We start from the raw sequence: 15,574 nt of genomic DNA, 5'->3' as shown, positions 1-15,574 counted from the left end.
TCGTCCGCGAGCCAACAGAAGAAGACTATGGAACGGTAGCAGTGTTTGAAGACTTGTATGGAAACTTGTGGGATCTTCTTCAATTGAATCCAAGCCATCCAATGGCAAAAAGGTAGCATAACAAACGGCTCAAGAGGGATTGCCAACGCTTGGCGACTTTAGTACAAAATTGAAGTTCAGTGATTACGGTGTGTTTTTTGAGTTCGGCAATGCGTTGTCAACCCCTTAGCCGGGCGTTAGTTTGCTAAAGGTAGTGGATAACTAGCCTAAGCTTGCTCTGATATCAGCAATGGTGATGAAGAGTTTGTTTTCGGCATCTTGAAACGCTTGAAACCCATAGCGCTCATAGAAATGTTTTGCACCATTTTTGGCATCAACAATGACAACAGGGAACGCTACGCTGTCACTGGCTGCGAGTAGCTTTCTGAGAGCGTCAATGAGTAGCCACTCACCAAAACCTTTTCCTTTGTATCTATCGTCGACAGCTAAACGAGCAATGAGCCCTCCAGAGGTTGAGGATTGGTGCTTCTTTTGTAACTTGTCGGGCAAGGCTTTCAAATCAATGGGCGTCATAGTCAGAGTGTAAAAGCCGATGATATAAGCACTGTTATTGTCATCTTCCAAAACGAAGGTTCTGGTGTTGTCTTTTTTGGCTTGCTGACTCGCCATTACTTTTAAGTAATTGTTGAGGGCTTCAATGCCACAATTGAAACGGTTCCTATCGTGCTTATCTTTATCGAGAAGTACCGTATTCATCATTGAGTTTTGCTCTCATAACGTTCGGATGCCAATTTGAGTTTTGCATTTGCTACCGCTGGATTATCAAGAGCTTCCATCAGCAATACGGTATCAGCTTGGCTAAGCTTTAGAGCTTGCTCACGTTCAATGACTTGTTTTGCTTTTTCGATTGCCGCATTCAAAACAAATGAGTTAATACTAGACATGCCAGCAAGAGCAGCAGCCTTAGTGAGTAAATCTTGAGTATCGACATCAACTCTAGCGGTGATGCGAGGCAAAGTCGTTGCCATGGTTTTATCTCCTGTTGTGTCAAACTGTCACATGGGCATTATGGCGTTAAAATGTTCAAGAAGCAATCTCTGTGTCACTTTGGCACGCAAACTAACAAACGCCTCAAGAGGGACTGTCAACGCGTGGCGTTTCCAGTCCCATTGAGCCGCGGTGGTTTCGGTTGTTGTGTTTGAGTTTTGTTGTTATGCGTTGCCAGCCCCTTAGGCGGGCGTTATGTTTATCTAAGCACTTGAAAAAAACAAATATGACCACATATGCATTGTGTCTATTTGCATTATTGGAAATGTTTCGATGAAATCAAGAGAACTAAATACAATTCAAGACCTGATCGTAAGTAACTACAAAATTACTCCAAACGGAGATGGTAAATTTACTCACACATTTACACCTGAAAATACCGATACGCTGTATAGCTTTATTGCCAACGAAACTCACGAGCTAGAGCAAGGTGAGCACTATAGCATTGGTTTCTATATTGACGATAAAGGAAACAAAATTGTCGACCTGTCCTGCGTTGCTAAGAACCAAGGTGTTAATCCTATGTTGAGCTTCTTATTTGCACAACAAGAGGCTCAAGGTAAACATGCGGTAAACAAGGAAAAGAATGATACTCGTGTAACGCATAAAGCGTCAGATGGTTACTACTGGGGCAAGAAGTACGCTTGGCGAGAGTTTGGCATGGCAATTCCTAAAGGTGCTTTCCATGTGTACCTTGCCGAAATTGGACACCCAACAGTCCCATGTATCACGTCAAATCCAGCCCTACCGTATGATAATAATGATCACTCAATAGCGTACAAAGAAGAGGGACTAGCAAAAGCTATAGAAGACCTAATTACTTCTGCTGTTAAAGTGACGCCTGCACGCTATGAGTCACCTTTGTATTCGAAGCGCTTCATGATCAAAGCAATCAGTGCGATCACTGATAAAAAATAAACATAACAATCTGTTTAAGAGTGATTCGCAACGCGTGGCATTTTTGCTATGCGTTGCGTTTAGTGTTTAAGGTGGCATGCGGGAGCATCGGTATTGCGTTGCTCACACCTTAACATGGCGTTAGGCAAAGTGAGTTTTTATCAGCTAAATCGGGTTTGAATTGAACGGTGAATTCCATGTTCTCATGGCTGGACTTAAGCAATAAATCGTCATCACATATTTGTTGTTTCTTGATCGTGTTGGGTTGCTTTTCGTTGTGAATTTAGCGGCAAAATAATCTTCAGCATCCAAACGTCCGCCGAGAATGCTACGCTCGTCACTTTTCTTCCAAATCGCTCAATTTGAGTTTTTTTGTTTCTTTGCTGATTCAGCATTTTGGTTTATAAATGAATCGGTTAGTTGGTTTTAAGTTTATAAAAAAGTTCGTTCTTTAGTTTTGAAAGTGTCGGTGTCAATCGGTTGGCCTAACAAACGGCTCAAGAGGGATTGCCAACGCTTGGCGACTTTAGTACAAAATTGAAGCTCAGTGTTTACGGTGTGTTTTTTGAGTTCGGCAGTGCGTTGTTAACCCCTTAGCCGGGCGTTATGCGCCAAAATAGAAATGGAGACAACAATTATGGATGATTTAGTAAGCTCATTACAGAGAGATGGTTTTAATGCCAAAGTTAAAAATGGGAAAATTGTAGTGAGGCTCGAAGGGCTTTCAAATGTTGTATCAATAAGCAAGGATATAGCTGCCGATGAGTACAAAATTAAAACAAATGATACGGTTTTATCGATATTAGCCAGTTTCTTTCTGCTGTTTGGCTTGTATGGCATCAATCAAACTGGTGGTGGTAGTTTTTTAGACTTTGCCCTAGTAACAATGTCTGTGTTTAGTTTCGTTATAGTGATACTCACAGAGCTTAAAGTGACCAAATTACGCTCTGTTATAGATAGACTAAGTCGCGGAGCAAGCGCATAACAAACAATTTAAGAGGGATTCCCCACGCTTGGCATTTTGGGTTTGAGTCAGGTTTAGTGTTTACGGCATCCAAATTGGGTGTCGTGGTCGCGTGGCTCACCCCTTAATTGGGCGTTATATCAATGGAGACTTTAATGAAAACGTATCTATATTTAAGACCTGAAAGTAAGGATTACTTGAAAGACCGGTTTGGAATAGACGACATTGACTTTGTTAGTTCGGGGGATAGAATCTTCAGTTCTCTTCCTTTCAGTCATAAATTATCTGAAGCTATAGAAACATTAGTTATTGAGTATCAAAAATCTGATGAGCTGGAAAGTGACTTAAAATACGTACTGATAGATTTATTTCAGATGAGATATTACCAAACTATATGTGTTAAGAAATGTAGGGGGTATACACTCGCACTGAGGTTTAGTGAACCAGCTCGTCATTATTCGAGCGCTGGAATACTGCACTCGATAGTTAAAATTCCTAGTTTAAAAAACGGTCAGCTAGATAGTGAAAATCATGAGTTTGGATATCATATACATTTAGCATTAAAACAAAAAAAATATACACGAACAGATATATTGTTAACTTTCAACAAAAATGATGGTTTAGATACAAATGGATATCAACCTTTGTACTGGGAGCGTCATGCAGAGAAAGGTCATGTCTGCTTCGACATTGTCAATCTTTCGCTAAAGAAAAGAGGAAGTATACATTCATCATGTTTAAAATTTCTTAAACTTCATCCATTAGGTTCATTCAAAATACCGTCAGCAAAGTCCTATATACTTCAGTATTGATATAACAAACTGTTCAAGAGGGATTCGCAACGCGTGGCATTTTTACTATGCGTTGGTTTTAGTGTTTCAGGTGGAATGCAGCGGCTTCGGTATTGCGTTGCTCACCCCTTAACAGGGCGTTATGCAACTCAGGTAAAGTTAGGGGTTCAATCTTTTTAGATTTCTCCGGCCATTCGTTTTGTGCCGTCGGCAAATGAGCATTGTTACCCTAAAATTCGTGGTTAACTCAAACCGTAAAACAGGCAAGGTTCTTTGTTTGCCTCAATCAGTTTTAGCGTTGGCGCGTTGTTAGTTTTGCGGGCGCAAAGTGTAGAAAGGGCAAGTTTTTCGAGCATTTCGCATTTGCTGAAAGTCTTGCTTGTTGAGTTTGTCTCATTCAAAAGCTTGGTTTGTTGTTGAAAGGTGGACTTTGTTTTGGCGGCTCATTTATCACAGTTCTTGTTTGGGGTGGTTCTTGAATCACTCAACCATTGCAATTGTGGCTTTTGGTTGTGTAAATTCAGTTTATCTCATTGAATTTGCATAACAAACGGCTCAAGAGGGATTACCAACGCTTGGCGGCTTTAGTGCAAAATTGAAGTTCAGTGTTTACAGTGTGTTTTTTGAGTTCGGCGGTGCGTTGCCAACCCCTTAGCCGGGCGTTATATTTATTACGAGGACATATGAAAAAATACTTTGATGGAAGCTCTTTCACAATGATGGAAAGTGCTGATGAACGACTTAGTGTAGTCAATGATTTTGAGAAAAACATTTGCTCTTCAGCGATTAGCGACACATACAATCAATATCCGAAATGGTGGGATAAAACCAGACAAGTATTTAATTCCTGCTTTAGTATTTCTCGCAGTAACGGACAAGCTGCTCTTGTTATGTTGTCTAGAGACAATGCAGACTTTAAGCAATACCACTTTCTATTCCTTTCAAATCCGACATCGATGAAAGGCTTTGGTATTTGGGCGATGTATCAATCTTTGCAAAATGCTGAATTAAAGCTAATTGAGCAATGTAAAACACCTAGAACAGAGACTTCATTGACAGGTAAGCTAACTGCTAATATTGATCATTGTGCATCTAAGGTTCAGGAGAAGTACGAAGAACACTTATGTCTTGATGGAACACACATCAATTTGAGTGAGGTTGAGCTGCAAGTTCAGAATCGAGAAAAAGTCACTGGGGCAGATTTTGCATTATTACTTGAATGGAAAGATGATAATGATGACCTAAAAATATGCCCAATTTACTTTCAAGCTAAAAGAGTGACTACGGTGGAAGCTGATATATCACAGTACAATGAAAATACTGGCTATCAGTTTCGTGTGCTGCAAGCTAAAAATTTAAATTCAGTTTATATTTTTTATAATTGCAGTACTCAAAAAACAAATTCTAACCCGAGAGTTCCAGCTGTTAAAAATGTCAAAGATATAGCAGTGCATGGTGAACCTAAGAAAACAAGTGCTGTAGACGATGTATTATCCTTATCGGCTTTCCTTTTAGATGTGATGGTAAATACTACTAATTACATAACTTTTAAAGATCGCGGTTCGGCTCTTCGAGCAATCCTTAGCAACATTCAAGAAGATGAGTTAGCTAGTGTGTTCTCTTTATCTATTGATGAAGATGCAAAGTTAAAGTATCAGGAAGCATATGACCAATACCTTATCCATAAGCAGGAATTAGAAAAAGACAGAAAAAATGATTCTGGTACTTCATTTAGCCCATAAATATAACAAACTGTTCAAGTGGGATTCGCAACGCGTGGTATTTTTACCATGCGTTGATTTTAGTGTTTAAGGTGGTATGCGGTGACTTTTGTATTGCGTTGCTCACCCCTTAACAGGGCGTTAGTTGTACAGGGAGGTATCGTGGAAGAATTATCCGGTGGAAGAAAGTCAGCAATATATCGAGATGGTGAAGTTGTCTACCGACCTCTTCAATCATGGAGTTCTACAATTCATCTTATTTTGAAGCACTTGGAGCGAACAAAGGTAGATGAAAGTCCAAAATTTCTTGGTGTAAATCAAGACCAAGAAATCCTAAGTTTTGTCGCAGGTAATACCTATAATTATCCGCTAGTTGGCGCAATCGCAGCAAATGAAGCACTCATTTCAGCGGGTAAATTACTACGGAAAATACATGACTCAACAGCTTCACTCTTGGAGCAACTCGATGTCAATGCACACCGATGGATGTTAGACCCGAGAGAACCATTTGAGGTTATCTGTCATGGTGACTTTACCCCATACAATGTTGCCCTGTTAGAAAATACAGTTGTAGGTGTGTTCGACTTCGATACAGCGCACCCAGCACCTAGAATATGGGATCTGGCATATTCAGTTTATTGCTGGTCTCCTTTCAAAACCGACAGCAATGACAAGCTGGGCACAATCTCAGAGCAGGTGGCTAGAGCTAAGTTGTTCTGTGACAGTTACGGCGCAACTGAATCAGAAAGAGAGCAATTAGCCGATGCTATGGTTCAGCGATTACAGGCTTTAGTATCTTTCATGCGTAACGAAGCCGAAAAGGGCAATGAATCCTTTGCTGAAAACATAGAAAAAGGTCATCTTCAAGCTTATTTAAATGACATAGAGTATGTGACTGAAAATAAACAAAAAATTCAGTGTGCATTGTGCAACTAACAAACGGTTCAAGAGGGACAACCAACGCGTGGCATTTTTACTATGCGTTGGTTTTTGTGGTTACGGTGTTATGCGGAAGCTTGGTAGTGGCGTTGGTTGCCCCTTAACCGGGCGTTATGCAACTCAGGTAAATTTAGGGGTTTAATCTTTTAGGATTTCTCCGGCCATTCGTTTTGTGTTGTCGGCAAATGAGCACTTTTACCCTTAGATTCGTGGTTCACTCAAACCGTAAAACAGGCAAGGTTCTTTGTTTGCCTCAATCAGTTTTAGCGTTGGCGTGTTGTGAATCTTGTGGGCGCAAAGTGTGGAAAGGGCAAGTTTATCGAGCATTTTGTACTTGCTGAAAGTCTTGCTTGTTGAGTTTGTCTCATTCAAAAGCTTGGTTTGTTGTTGAACGGTGGACTTTGTTTTGGCGGCTTATTTATCTCGGCTCCTACTTGGGTTGATTCTTGAATCACTCAACCATTGCAATTGTGGCTTTTGGTCGTGTAAAGTCGGTTTATCTTATTGAATTTGCATAACAAACAGCTCAAGAGGGATTGCCAACGCGTGGCGACTTTAGTGCAAAATTAAAGTTCAGTGTTTACAGTGTGTTTTTTAAGTTCGGCGGTGCGTTGTCAACCCCTTAGCCGGGCGTTAACTGCTTTTCAATAATTTTGAGATTACAAATATCATGAATAGAAAAATGACAGCATTGATAGTCGGAAATGGAGACTATCAAAATGGGAATACTAAACTTAAAAATGCGGTGAATGACGCCAATGATATTGCAGAAGTTCTTGAAAAATTGGGCTTCTCAACTATCAAGCATGTCGATTGTACAATTGAAGAGCTTGATCGTGCTATATCCTCTTTTCGCGATGGTCTAAATAGTAATGATGTAGGTTTATTTTACTTTGCTGGTCACGGCATTCAAATTGATGGTGAAAACTATATTACTGCGATAAATTCATCTTTTATTGATGAGTCAGCCGTAAGGTATACATCATACCCTTTGAATAGGCTCATTGAGACGATGGATTCATGTTCAAACAAAACAAACCTTATCATTCTTGATGCATGCAGAGATAACCCTTGTGAGAGTGCATGGACACGATCAGCAAGTGCCAAATCTTTGGCACCAATGTTTGCGCCAAAAGGAACATTAATTGCCTATTCCACTTCGCCGGGTGAAACAGCTTCTGATGGAGCGGGAAATAATGGTGCTTATACTGAGTCTTTGCTTAAACATATAACTAAACCAGATATTCCTATTGAAGATGTATTTAAAAAAGTAAGAAATACTTTATCTGTTATTACTAAAGGAACGCAGACGTCTTGGGAGCATACATCGCTTACTGGTGAATACTATTTTAATTTGAGTTTGGGTAATAAAATAAATAAATACAATAAATTTTCCATATCAGACAATCTATTCACTCTAGATAAAAGTAATCAGATTCATACAACAATCTCTGACCTTAAATCTTACGATTGGTACGTTCAAAACCCAGCCGTTAACAAGTTGAATGCATCGATAATAAATATATCAGATGCTGATAGTTTATTTGTTTTGGGGCGTAATCTATATCAAGCAGCTTGTGGCGGATCTCGCTCAGCGGTTTCATACGTAGATGATTTCCGTAATAAATTAGTTGGTGTTGGCATAGATAAGCAATGCTCAATTTTGGAAGGAATGCTGTTTGAAGTGTTTTTTAACTCCAAAGGGGAGTTTAGAGAGTCCTTTAAAGTAGCAATGTTCAACGATTTATTTGCATTAGATGTATATCCAGATTATAAGCCCGCTTTTGAATTTATTTCAGAATTATTATTACCTTTCAACCAACATTTTTATGTTATTCCTGGTAAACCAACAGGAGACATTGCGATTGAATTGGCTACAACACAAGGTGTAGACGATTCAATTGTGATAACGGATGTATATTTTGATGGTGATAGTATTTTAGAGGGGGAGGATGGTTGGGAAGATTATTCTTTTGATGGAAAAGTTATTTATGATTCAATGCGTTATGATTCTTTTCTTGACAAGATCTCAAAAGAAATGATGATTCCAGAGAAGTATATTTCTTTACAGTCCAATATCACGATCGATACCGCCTCGAAGTTAAAAGTGCCCTATAGGCATACGTTAAAACGCAGTTAACAAACTGCTTAAGAGGGATTCGCAACGCGTGGCATTTTCACCATGCGTTAAATTTAGTGATTAAGATGGTGTGCGGAAGCATCGGTATTGCGTTGCTCACCCCTTAGCAGGGCGTTATGTGAATAGGAGATTCCAATGGACAAGGTAGTCAAAGATCGGTTTGATGAGTATCCGGAAAATGCTCGTGTTAGGTTAGAAGAGCTGCGAAATTTAGTCTTTCAAGTCGCATCTGAGTTGGAACTGGGTGAAGTCGATGAAACTCTAAAATGGGGTGAGCCAAGCTACAGTGTAAAAACGGGCAGTCCGTTAAGAATGGACTGGAAGCTTAAGTCTCCTAATAATTATTACCTATTCTTTAATTGCCAAACTAAGCTAGTCGATACATTTCGGGAGTTGTATGGTGACGAGTTGGTGTTTCAGGGAAATAGAGCAATAGTCCTGACCTTATCTAAACCGCTACCAGAAACGGTCATCAAGTCCTGTCTAGAGTTAGCTTTAACCTATCATCAGCGTAAAAACCTGCCTCTTTTGGGCGTGTGAAAAATTCACATAACAAACGCTTCAAGAGGGACAGCCAACGCGTGGCATTTTTACTATGCATTGGTTTTTGTGGTTACGGTGTTATGCAGTAAGTTGGTAGTAGCGTTGGCTGCCCCTTAAGCGGGCGTTATATTTTTTTAAGTTCAGCAACCTAAAGGATTCATGATGAACGTGGATAAAGCGAAAAAACGCATATTGAAACGAGTACAAAGAGGTTTCAAAGGTTATCCGCAAATATCATTAGAGTATTTCGGTAAAACGACGGACTTAGCGACCGAAGTCGTTATCACCTTTTTACCTGAAGAAAATGCTGATCCCCAAATACAACGTTTTACAAGTGACAAAGATGCCCGCGAAGACGAAGCGATTCAATCTGTATTGCTAAAAATCATTGAGCGTGCGGAAGCTGCTACAGTTTTGGAAAAGCAAGAAATATCAGTTTGTTAATGGTTTTTCGGCAATCCTAAACAGTCGGTCACGTTAGCGTAGAGAATGAAAATATAACAAACGGCTCAAGAGGGATTGCCAACGCGTGGCGACTTTAGTGCAAAATTGAAGTTCAGTGTTTACGGTGTGTTTTTTAAGTTCGGTGGTGCGTTGTCAACCCCTTAGCCGGGCGTTATGTGTTGGATGAGTTTTTGAGGTTAATTCTACGATTTTATTGAGAATTCGTTCCGTTTTTTCGGCAAGTTGGCTTGCTCGAAATGGATTCTTGAACAACCTGAGATTTATCGTTTTCAAGGTTCTTGGGTTGCCTCAATTAAGTTTTGGATCTGGTTTGTGTTGAGTTCTGTAGGTTTCAAATCGCTTTAATTGAAATGCTTTTTTGACTGATTTACTTGCTGGCATTCAGCTCTGAAAATCTGGTGACGCAAAAAATTTAGCAGTTGCTGAAAGGGCGCTTTCTTTGTTGTCGATTCTGTAAGTGGCTCTCTTTGGCTAAGATCGCTGTGAAATTTAGGTTTTGGTAAGCATCGTTTTTGCACGTAACTTATTCAAATCTCTTCCTTTCTACGGTGGTTTACTTTGAATTTACGGTTACATTCACATAACAAGCAATTCAAGTGGATTCTCAACGCGTGGCAGTTTTACTATGCGTCAGGTAAAGTGCTTTACGGTGCAATGCAGCGGCTTGGCCAGTGCGTTGTTCACCACTTAATTGGGCGTTAGCAACCATCAATCTACATATGAGGAAAATTTAAGTGACACAATCAATTAAGTTTATAAGTGAACTAGAGTTTCGAAAAGATATAGAATTATTAGCAAAAGCAATTCGAAGTAGTGATATGCAGCCTTTAGTGCTATTTGGTGAAAATGGGATTGGGAAAAGCCGAACTTTGAAGCACATCGGAGGGGCACACGAAATTTATAAATATGGCTCACCTAAGCACTTAGACCAAGCACTTAAAGAAATAATTCTTGAGTCTCTTAATCGAGGCTTTAATCAAGATGACAGTCAAAGAAGTATTCAACATGTCTTTTCAATTAGCGATCAAGGCTTGTTTAATGAATTAAAACAAACTGGACTATTTCGCTGCTTTACTATGCGTCGGACAAGTCATACAGTTCTTACGTCGGTATTTAGTGAACCGTTGTAAATGGTTGCTAACAAAGCATTTAAGAGTGATTCACAACGCTTGCCGTTTTCGCTTCGCTCAAAGTATAGGCAAGCGCTGCTCACACCTTAATGCGGCGTTAGGCAAAGTGAGTTTTTATCAGCTAAATCGAGTTGAAATTGAACGGTAAATGCCATGTTTTCTAGCTTAAGTTAAGCAATAAATAATCATCACATATTTGTTGTTTCTTGATCGCGTTGAGTTGTTTTTCGTTGTGAGTTTAGCGGCAAAATAACCTTCAGCATCCAAACGTCCGCCGAGCATGCTACGCTCGTCACTTTTCTTCCAAACCGCTCAATTTGAGTTTTTTGTTTCTTTGTTGATTTGAAATTTTAGTTTATAAATGAATCGGTTAGTTGGTTTCAAGTTTACAAAAAAGCTCGTTCTTTAGTTTTGAAAGTGCAGGTGTCAATTGGTTGGCCTAACAAACGGCTCAAGAGGGATTGCCAACGCGTGGCGGTTTTAGTGCAAAATTGAAGTTCAGAGTTTACGGTGTGTTTTTTAAGTTTGGTGGTGCGTTGTCAACCCCTTAGCCGGGCGTTATGTGAATTGGAGAAATTGAGTATATGAAGAAGTTAATCGCTATATTTATAGCCGTCTTTTGTCTAGCTTCGATTGGTGCTCAAGCTAATGATCATCAGTTAAAAAATGCGTATGAAAATCATCAAAGTGATATTCAAGTTCAGGGCTCAGGTACAGTTATTCGCTTATTACCTGATGACAACGAAGGGAGTAGGCATCAAAAATTCATATTGAAACTGGACAGTAAACAAACTTTACTTGTTGCTCACAATATTGATTTAGCTCCTAGGGTTCCAAATCTAAAAGTTGGCGATCGAGTCCAGTTTTACGGTGAATATGAATGGAACAAAAAAGGTGGTGTCATGCACTGGACGCACAAGGATCCAAACAATAAACACCCGCAAGGTTGGTTAAAGCACAACGACAAGACGTACGAGTAAAATTCACATAACAAACGGCTCAAGAGGGATTGCCAACGCTTGGCGATTTTAGTGCAAAATTGAAGTTCAGTGTTTACGGTGTGTTTTTTGAGTTCGGCGGTGCGTCGTCAACCCCTTAGCCGGGCGTTATGTGTAACCAGAGGAAAATGCATGGAAGTACAGCTAAAAGTAGGTAGTGACTCCTTATTCGCAGAATCTTTAACCGAGTCAAATATGGCAAGTTACTATCAAACTCGTGGAATAATCTGGGATCACAATCAGTTTCTAAGTAGTTGGGAAGAATTAGATAATTACGAAGTCCATCTAGACCAAGCTCGTGTTGGTGTTCTCCGTTTTAGCTATAGTGGCGATACTACCTTCTTGAGGGACTTTCAAATTTTGCCTGAGTTTCAGGGCAGAGGAATTGGGGCAAAGTGTCTCGAACTAGTTGTTAAACATGCGCTTAAAAGACAATCCATTAAGCTAGTTTTGCGTGTGTTTAGTGAAAACCCAGCAATCAGCCTGTATGAGTCCAAAGGCTTCGTTAGAACATCTGAAGTCAAAGGGTTGATTGAAATGGAGATCCCTTTAAGTTCAAACACATAACAAACGCTTCAAGAGGGACTTCCAACGCGTGGCATTTTTATTATGCGTTGGTTTTTGTGGTTACGGTGTTATGCGGAAACTTGGTAGTAGCGTTGTCAGCCCCTTAAGCGGGCGTTATACCGTTTTAACTTACGCGCAGAGCATCGTATAGTTTCTAGTTTATAAAAAAACCGTCAGAAGACGGCTTTGGACGTAATTATCGAGGGTTTAAGCACAGCACTTTTTGTACTTTTTCCCGCTTCCGCAAATGCACGGTTCATTACGGTTTGGTGTTTTGTCATAGGTAATCGTTTTAGGTTTGTTTAATAGCGTATCAAGCTCAACAGTGTTCTCTGGTTGCTTTGAGTCAATGACAATATCAGCCACTATTGAGTGCTTAGAAAGTAATATTTCTATCTCTGCTTTACGAGCCTCGGTTGGGACGACAACATTGATTGGAGCCTCGTCAGTGCCTGCTTTTACATCACGGTTTACGTTGTAGCCTGAAATGACGTGGTTTTGTCTAGCATCGATTCGACCTTTGAAAAATAGTTTGGACATTTGCAACTCACTGATGGATTGTTGTGGTGTAATTTGGCCGCGATTATACGGCACTATGGCAATTGATAAAGAAGTTCCTACAATGTGCATCGGATCACGGTATAACAAACGGCTCAAGAGGGATTGCCAACGCTTGGCGATTTTAGTGCAAAATTGAAGTTCAGTGTTTAAGTGTGTTTTTTAAGTCCGGCGGTGCGTTGTCAACCCCTTAGCCGGGCGTTAGCATGCAGAGGTAGCATGAAAAAAATCCTTATCATCGGAAACTCTGGTTCAGGTAAAAGTTGGTTGTCAGGACAGTTATCAAAGAGACTTAGACTAAAAGAAGTTCACTTGGATTCAGTTGTTTGGGAACCTGGTGGCTATAACCAGAAACGCTCTCCTGAAACGATAAAAAGTGAACTGGTAAAATTGAGTATGGATCCATCTTGGATTGTTGAAGGTGTATTTGGTGCTTTAATAGAAGAGTTGATCCCACATGCGGACACTTTGTTGTTTTTGGATCTAAATTGGGCAGTATGTAAGGCTTCGTTACTTGCTCGTGGTTCAGAAAGTTCAAAGCAACTTGATGTAGTAGAAGCCGATAAAAATTTCAAAGAACTACTGACTTGGGCGTCTGAATATTCGATTCGTACATCAAAAACTTCAAGACAGTTCCATGATTATCTTTTCAGCAATTTTTCTGGTACTAAAGTGCGTTTTACATCACGTTTGCAGGTTGGTTCTTTTGCAGCGGGAACAGCATGCTAACAAACGGCTCAAGAGGGATTGCCAACGCTTGGCGACTTTAGGGCAAAATTGAAGTTCAGTGTTTACGGTGTGTTTTTTAAGTTCGGTGGTGCGTTGTCAACCCCTTAGCCGGGCGTTATGCAACTCAGGTAAAATTAGGGGTTCAATCTTGTGGGATTTCTCCGGCCATTCGTTTTGTGTTGTCGGCAAATGAGCATTTTTACCCTAAAATTCGTGGTTTACTCAAGCCGTAAAACAGGCAAGGTTCTTTGTTTGCCTCAATGAGTTTTAGCGTTGGCGCGTTGTAAATTCAGTGGGCACAAAGTGTGGAAAGGGCAAGTTTATCGAGCATTTTGTACTTGCTGAAGTTTTCGCTCGTTGAGTTTTCCTGACACAAAAGCTTGGTTTGGTGCTGAAAGGTGGACTTTGTTTTGGCTGCTCATTTATCACAGTTCTTGCTTGGGTTGATTCTTGAATCACTCAACCATTGCAATTGTGGCTTTTGGTCGTGTAAATTCAGTTTATCTCATTGAATTTGCATAACAAACGGCTCAAGAGGGATTGCCAACGCTTGGCGACTTTAGTGCAAAATTGCAGTTCAGTGTTTACGGTGTGTTTTTTGAGTTCGGCAGTGCGTTGTCAACCCCTTAGCCGGGCGTTATGGCTATCAAGTTGAGTTCATCATTAATGTCGGTAAATTGGTTTAAATTGGAGTACTATTCTGCGATTAAACTTGCTGAAGAACTCGATGACAATCCCAATTAAAAATGTATCAAATCCGGAAATATCCTGCTCAAACTGCCATGCTTGTTGTTGCCGTTTGGAGGTTATGATCATTACCGATACAGGTGTACCAGAGCAGCACATCGCATTTGATGAATGGGGTGGAGAAACGATGCTGCGTTTGTCAGATGGTTGGTGTTCAGCTCTAGATCGTGAAACGTTCATGTGCACAATTTACGAAAATCGCCCTTGGATTTGTCGAGAATTCGAAATGGGCTCTTACGAATGTCGAGATGAACGGATAGACCTTTTCTAAAGTTTTACCCAATAAATCAGTGAGTTGTTAGCCATAACAAACGGTTCAAGAGGGACAGCCAACGCGTGGCATTTTTATTATGCGTTGGTTTTTGTGGTTACGGTGTTATGCGTAAGCTTGGTTGTGGCGTTGGCTGCCCCTTAACCGGGCGTTATAGCTCAGGTCAGATTTTCTGCTCCAAAAATTATAGCTACGTTAATCACGTATAGTTTTGCTATCTGTACGTTACTTGCGTATACTTTGCGTATGAAAAGTGTATTTGTCGAATCAACCATATTTGAAAAGTACCGTAATGAATACCTCAGCGATGATGAGTTTAGGCTTTTTCAAGCTGAGTTAATGTCTAACCCGAAGCAGGGAGACGTGATTCAAGGTACAGGTGGTTTGCGAAAGGTTCGAGTTGCAAGTAAAGGTAAGGGCAAGCGTGGTGGTTCTCGCGTTATCTATTACTTCCTCGATGAAAAGCGTCGTTTTTACTTGCTGACGATATACGGCAAGAATGAAATGTCCGACTTAACCGCAGACCAAAAGAAACAACTAAAGGCTTTTATGGAGGCGTGGCGTAATGAGCAATCGTGATTTATTTGCAGAGTTAAGTTCAGCACTTGTTGAGGCTAAAGAGCATTCAGAGGGCAAGCTTACCCTTAAAACTCATCAAGTTAACGACATCAGTGAGTTAAATATCTCACCTGATGAAATCGTGAGTATTCGAGAGCAGTTTAATATGTCTCGTGGTGTGTTTGCTCGTTTGTTGCATACATCATCTCGTACGTTAGAAAACTGGGAACAAGGGCGTAGCGCACCAAATGGACAAGCAGTAACCCTTCTAAAGTTGGTTCAGCGTCACCCAGAAACCCTGTCGCACATCGCTGAGCTATAACAAACTGTTTAAGAGTGATTCGCAACGCGTGGCATTTTTACTATGCGTTGTGTTTAGTGGTTAAGGTGGTATGCGGCGGCATCGGTATTGCGTTGCTCACACCTTAACAGGGCGTTAGGCATCAATGAGGCGTAAATGGAAATAGTTTTAGCGATTGCAACTTTACTTGGTGGGATTACCGCTGTTT

Annotated in this window: 18 protein-coding genes and 1 pseudogene; 16 read left to right on the top strand and 3 right to left on the bottom strand. The window is 40.4% G+C overall.

Annotation, left to right across the window (positions count from 1 at the left end; all coding sequences use genetic code 11):
* Positions 1 to 116 (top strand): annotated as a pseudogene (locus EXZ60_RS17585) (VOC family protein); the annotation flags it as partial.
* 145 nt (positions 117 to 261) lie between these two features.
* On the opposite strand, the gene EXZ60_RS17580 reads toward EXZ60_RS17585, so the two are convergent.
* The gene (locus tag EXZ60_RS17580) at positions 262 to 759 is read right to left on the bottom strand and encodes a GNAT family N-acetyltransferase (RefSeq protein ID WP_277436064.1); all 498 of its coding nucleotides are present in this window, start codon (positions 757 to 759) and stop codon (positions 262 to 264) included.
* The gene (locus EXZ60_RS17575; protein ID WP_042987886.1) at positions 756 to 1,028 is read right to left on the bottom strand and encodes a DUF1778 domain-containing protein; all 273 of its coding nucleotides are present in this window, start codon (positions 1,026 to 1,028) and stop codon (positions 756 to 758) included. Before EXZ60_RS17575 ends, EXZ60_RS17580 begins: the two co-directional genes overlap by 4 nt.
* A gap of 292 nt (positions 1,029 to 1,320) precedes the next feature.
* On the opposite strand from EXZ60_RS17575, the gene EXZ60_RS17570 reads away from it, so the two are divergent.
* The 11 genes from EXZ60_RS17570 (at position 1,321) to EXZ60_RS17485 (ending at position 12,202) form a co-directional block, all read left to right on the top strand.
* Positions 1,321 to 1,965, top strand: a complete 645-nt coding sequence (locus EXZ60_RS17570) for a hypothetical protein (RefSeq protein ID WP_277436063.1) — start codon at positions 1,321 to 1,323, stop codon at positions 1,963 to 1,965.
* A gap of 616 nt (positions 1,966 to 2,581) precedes the next feature.
* Positions 2,582 to 2,929: a hypothetical protein gene (locus tag EXZ60_RS17560; RefSeq protein WP_062865863.1), complete on the top strand. Its 348-nt coding sequence runs from the start codon at positions 2,582 to 2,584 to the stop codon at positions 2,927 to 2,929.
* Between the two features lie 134 nt (positions 2,930 to 3,063).
* Positions 3,064 to 3,720 carry a hypothetical protein gene (locus EXZ60_RS17550; RefSeq protein WP_277436062.1) on the top strand — a complete coding sequence of 219 codons (657 nt, stop codon included), beginning with the start codon at positions 3,064 to 3,066 and terminating at the stop codon, positions 3,718 to 3,720.
* A gap of 662 nt (positions 3,721 to 4,382) precedes the next feature.
* Positions 4,383 to 5,441: a hypothetical protein gene (locus EXZ60_RS17540; RefSeq protein WP_277436061.1), complete on the top strand. Its 1,059-nt coding sequence runs from the start codon at positions 4,383 to 4,385 to the stop codon at positions 5,439 to 5,441.
* A 141-nt stretch (positions 5,442 to 5,582) separates the two neighbouring features.
* On the top strand, positions 5,583 to 6,356 hold the full coding sequence (locus EXZ60_RS17530; protein WP_194568680.1) for an aminoglycoside phosphotransferase family protein: 774 nt from the start codon (positions 5,583 to 5,585) through the stop codon (positions 6,354 to 6,356).
* A gap of 685 nt (positions 6,357 to 7,041) precedes the next feature.
* The gene (locus EXZ60_RS17520; RefSeq protein ID WP_277436060.1) at positions 7,042 to 8,499 is read left to right on the top strand and encodes a caspase family protein; all 1,458 of its coding nucleotides are present in this window, start codon (positions 7,042 to 7,044) and stop codon (positions 8,497 to 8,499) included.
* A gap of 135 nt (positions 8,500 to 8,634) precedes the next feature.
* The gene (locus tag EXZ60_RS17510; RefSeq protein WP_088733275.1) at positions 8,635 to 9,039 is read left to right on the top strand and encodes a DUF1801 domain-containing protein; all 405 of its coding nucleotides are present in this window, start codon (positions 8,635 to 8,637) and stop codon (positions 9,037 to 9,039) included.
* Positions 9,040 to 9,204: 165 nt separating this feature from the next.
* A complete protein-coding gene (locus EXZ60_RS17500) occupies positions 9,205 to 9,486 on the top strand; it encodes a hypothetical protein (RefSeq protein ID WP_170895745.1) in 282 nt (93 codons plus the stop codon).
* Between the two features lie 755 nt (positions 9,487 to 10,241).
* The gene (locus tag EXZ60_RS17495; protein ID WP_176312570.1) at positions 10,242 to 10,637 is read left to right on the top strand and encodes a hypothetical protein; all 396 of its coding nucleotides are present in this window, start codon (positions 10,242 to 10,244) and stop codon (positions 10,635 to 10,637) included.
* Positions 10,638 to 11,221: 584 nt separating this feature from the next.
* Positions 11,222 to 11,617, top strand: a complete 396-nt coding sequence (locus EXZ60_RS17490) for a DUF3465 domain-containing protein (RefSeq protein WP_277436059.1) — start codon at positions 11,222 to 11,224, stop codon at positions 11,615 to 11,617.
* A gap of 150 nt (positions 11,618 to 11,767) precedes the next feature.
* Complete coding sequence (locus EXZ60_RS17485; protein ID WP_094165684.1) at positions 11,768 to 12,202, top strand: GNAT family N-acetyltransferase; 435 nt, start codon at positions 11,768 to 11,770, stop codon at positions 12,200 to 12,202.
* Between the two features lie 207 nt (positions 12,203 to 12,409).
* Here the strand turns inward: EXZ60_RS17485 and EXZ60_RS17475 are convergent, their stop codons facing one another.
* A complete protein-coding gene (locus EXZ60_RS17475; RefSeq protein WP_088733592.1) occupies positions 12,410 to 12,742 on the bottom strand; it encodes a PBPRA1643 family SWIM/SEC-C metal-binding motif protein in 333 nt (110 codons plus the stop codon).
* 237 nt (positions 12,743 to 12,979) lie between these two features.
* Here EXZ60_RS17475 and EXZ60_RS17470 point away from each other — a divergent pair, with 237 nt between their 5' ends.
* The 4 genes from EXZ60_RS17470 (at position 12,980) to EXZ60_RS17450 (ending at position 15,387) form a co-directional block, all read left to right on the top strand.
* The gene (locus EXZ60_RS17470; protein WP_017048303.1) at positions 12,980 to 13,489 is read left to right on the top strand and encodes an ATPase AAA; all 510 of its coding nucleotides are present in this window, start codon (positions 12,980 to 12,982) and stop codon (positions 13,487 to 13,489) included.
* Positions 13,490 to 14,216: 727 nt separating this feature from the next.
* Positions 14,217 to 14,507, top strand: coding sequence for a YkgJ family cysteine cluster protein (locus tag EXZ60_RS17465; protein WP_080536237.1), 291 nt, complete (start codon positions 14,217 to 14,219; stop codon positions 14,505 to 14,507).
* A 246-nt stretch (positions 14,508 to 14,753) separates the two neighbouring features.
* Entirely contained in the window at positions 14,754 to 15,086 is a 333-nt protein-coding gene (locus EXZ60_RS17455) for a type II toxin-antitoxin system RelE/ParE family toxin (protein WP_206629769.1), read from the top strand.
* Positions 15,073 to 15,387, top strand: coding sequence for a DNA-binding transcriptional regulator (locus EXZ60_RS17450; RefSeq protein WP_017049537.1), 315 nt, complete (start codon positions 15,073 to 15,075; stop codon positions 15,385 to 15,387). Before EXZ60_RS17455 ends, EXZ60_RS17450 begins: the two co-directional genes overlap by 14 nt.
* Positions 15,388 to 15,574: the final 187 nt, after the last annotated feature.

The organism is Vibrio sp. 1151_11 (assembly GCF_029478525.1).
Classification (GTDB): domain Bacteria; phylum Pseudomonadota; class Gammaproteobacteria; order Enterobacterales; family Vibrionaceae; genus Vibrio; species Vibrio anguillarum.
This window is presented reverse-complemented; position numbering and strand designations above follow the sequence as displayed.

Coding starts and splice junctions, on each gene's coding strand:
- EXZ60_RS17580 (WP_277436064.1), bottom strand. CDS start 759: ATGATGAATACGGTACTTCTCGATAAAGATAAGCACGATAGGAACCGT.
- EXZ60_RS17575 (WP_042987886.1), bottom strand. CDS start 1,028: ATGGCAACGACTTTGCCTCGCATCACCGCTAGAGTTGATGTCGATACT.
- EXZ60_RS17570 (WP_277436063.1), top strand. CDS start 1,321: ATGAAATCAAGAGAACTAAATACAATTCAAGACCTGATCGTAAGTAAC.
- EXZ60_RS17560 (WP_062865863.1), top strand. CDS start 2,582: ATGGATGATTTAGTAAGCTCATTACAGAGAGATGGTTTTAATGCCAAA.
- EXZ60_RS17550 (WP_277436062.1), top strand. CDS start 3,064: ATGAAAACGTATCTATATTTAAGACCTGAAAGTAAGGATTACTTGAAA.
- EXZ60_RS17540 (WP_277436061.1), top strand. CDS start 4,383: ATGAAAAAATACTTTGATGGAAGCTCTTTCACAATGATGGAAAGTGCT.
- EXZ60_RS17520 (WP_277436060.1), top strand. CDS start 7,042: ATGACAGCATTGATAGTCGGAAATGGAGACTATCAAAATGGGAATACT.
- EXZ60_RS17510 (WP_088733275.1), top strand. CDS start 8,635: ATGGACAAGGTAGTCAAAGATCGGTTTGATGAGTATCCGGAAAATGCT.
- EXZ60_RS17500 (WP_170895745.1), top strand. CDS start 9,205: ATGAACGTGGATAAAGCGAAAAAACGCATATTGAAACGAGTACAAAGA.
- EXZ60_RS17490 (WP_277436059.1), top strand. CDS start 11,222: ATGAAGAAGTTAATCGCTATATTTATAGCCGTCTTTTGTCTAGCTTCG.
- EXZ60_RS17485 (WP_094165684.1), top strand. CDS start 11,768: ATGGAAGTACAGCTAAAAGTAGGTAGTGACTCCTTATTCGCAGAATCT.
- EXZ60_RS17475 (WP_088733592.1), bottom strand. CDS start 12,742: ATGTCCAAACTATTTTTCAAAGGTCGAATCGATGCTAGACAAAACCAC.
- EXZ60_RS17470 (WP_017048303.1), top strand. CDS start 12,980: ATGAAAAAAATCCTTATCATCGGAAACTCTGGTTCAGGTAAAAGTTGG.
- EXZ60_RS17465 (WP_080536237.1), top strand. CDS start 14,217: ATGACAATCCCAATTAAAAATGTATCAAATCCGGAAATATCCTGCTCA.
- EXZ60_RS17455 (WP_206629769.1), top strand. CDS start 14,754: ATGAAAAGTGTATTTGTCGAATCAACCATATTTGAAAAGTACCGTAAT.
- EXZ60_RS17450 (WP_017049537.1), top strand. CDS start 15,073: ATGAGCAATCGTGATTTATTTGCAGAGTTAAGTTCAGCACTTGTTGAG.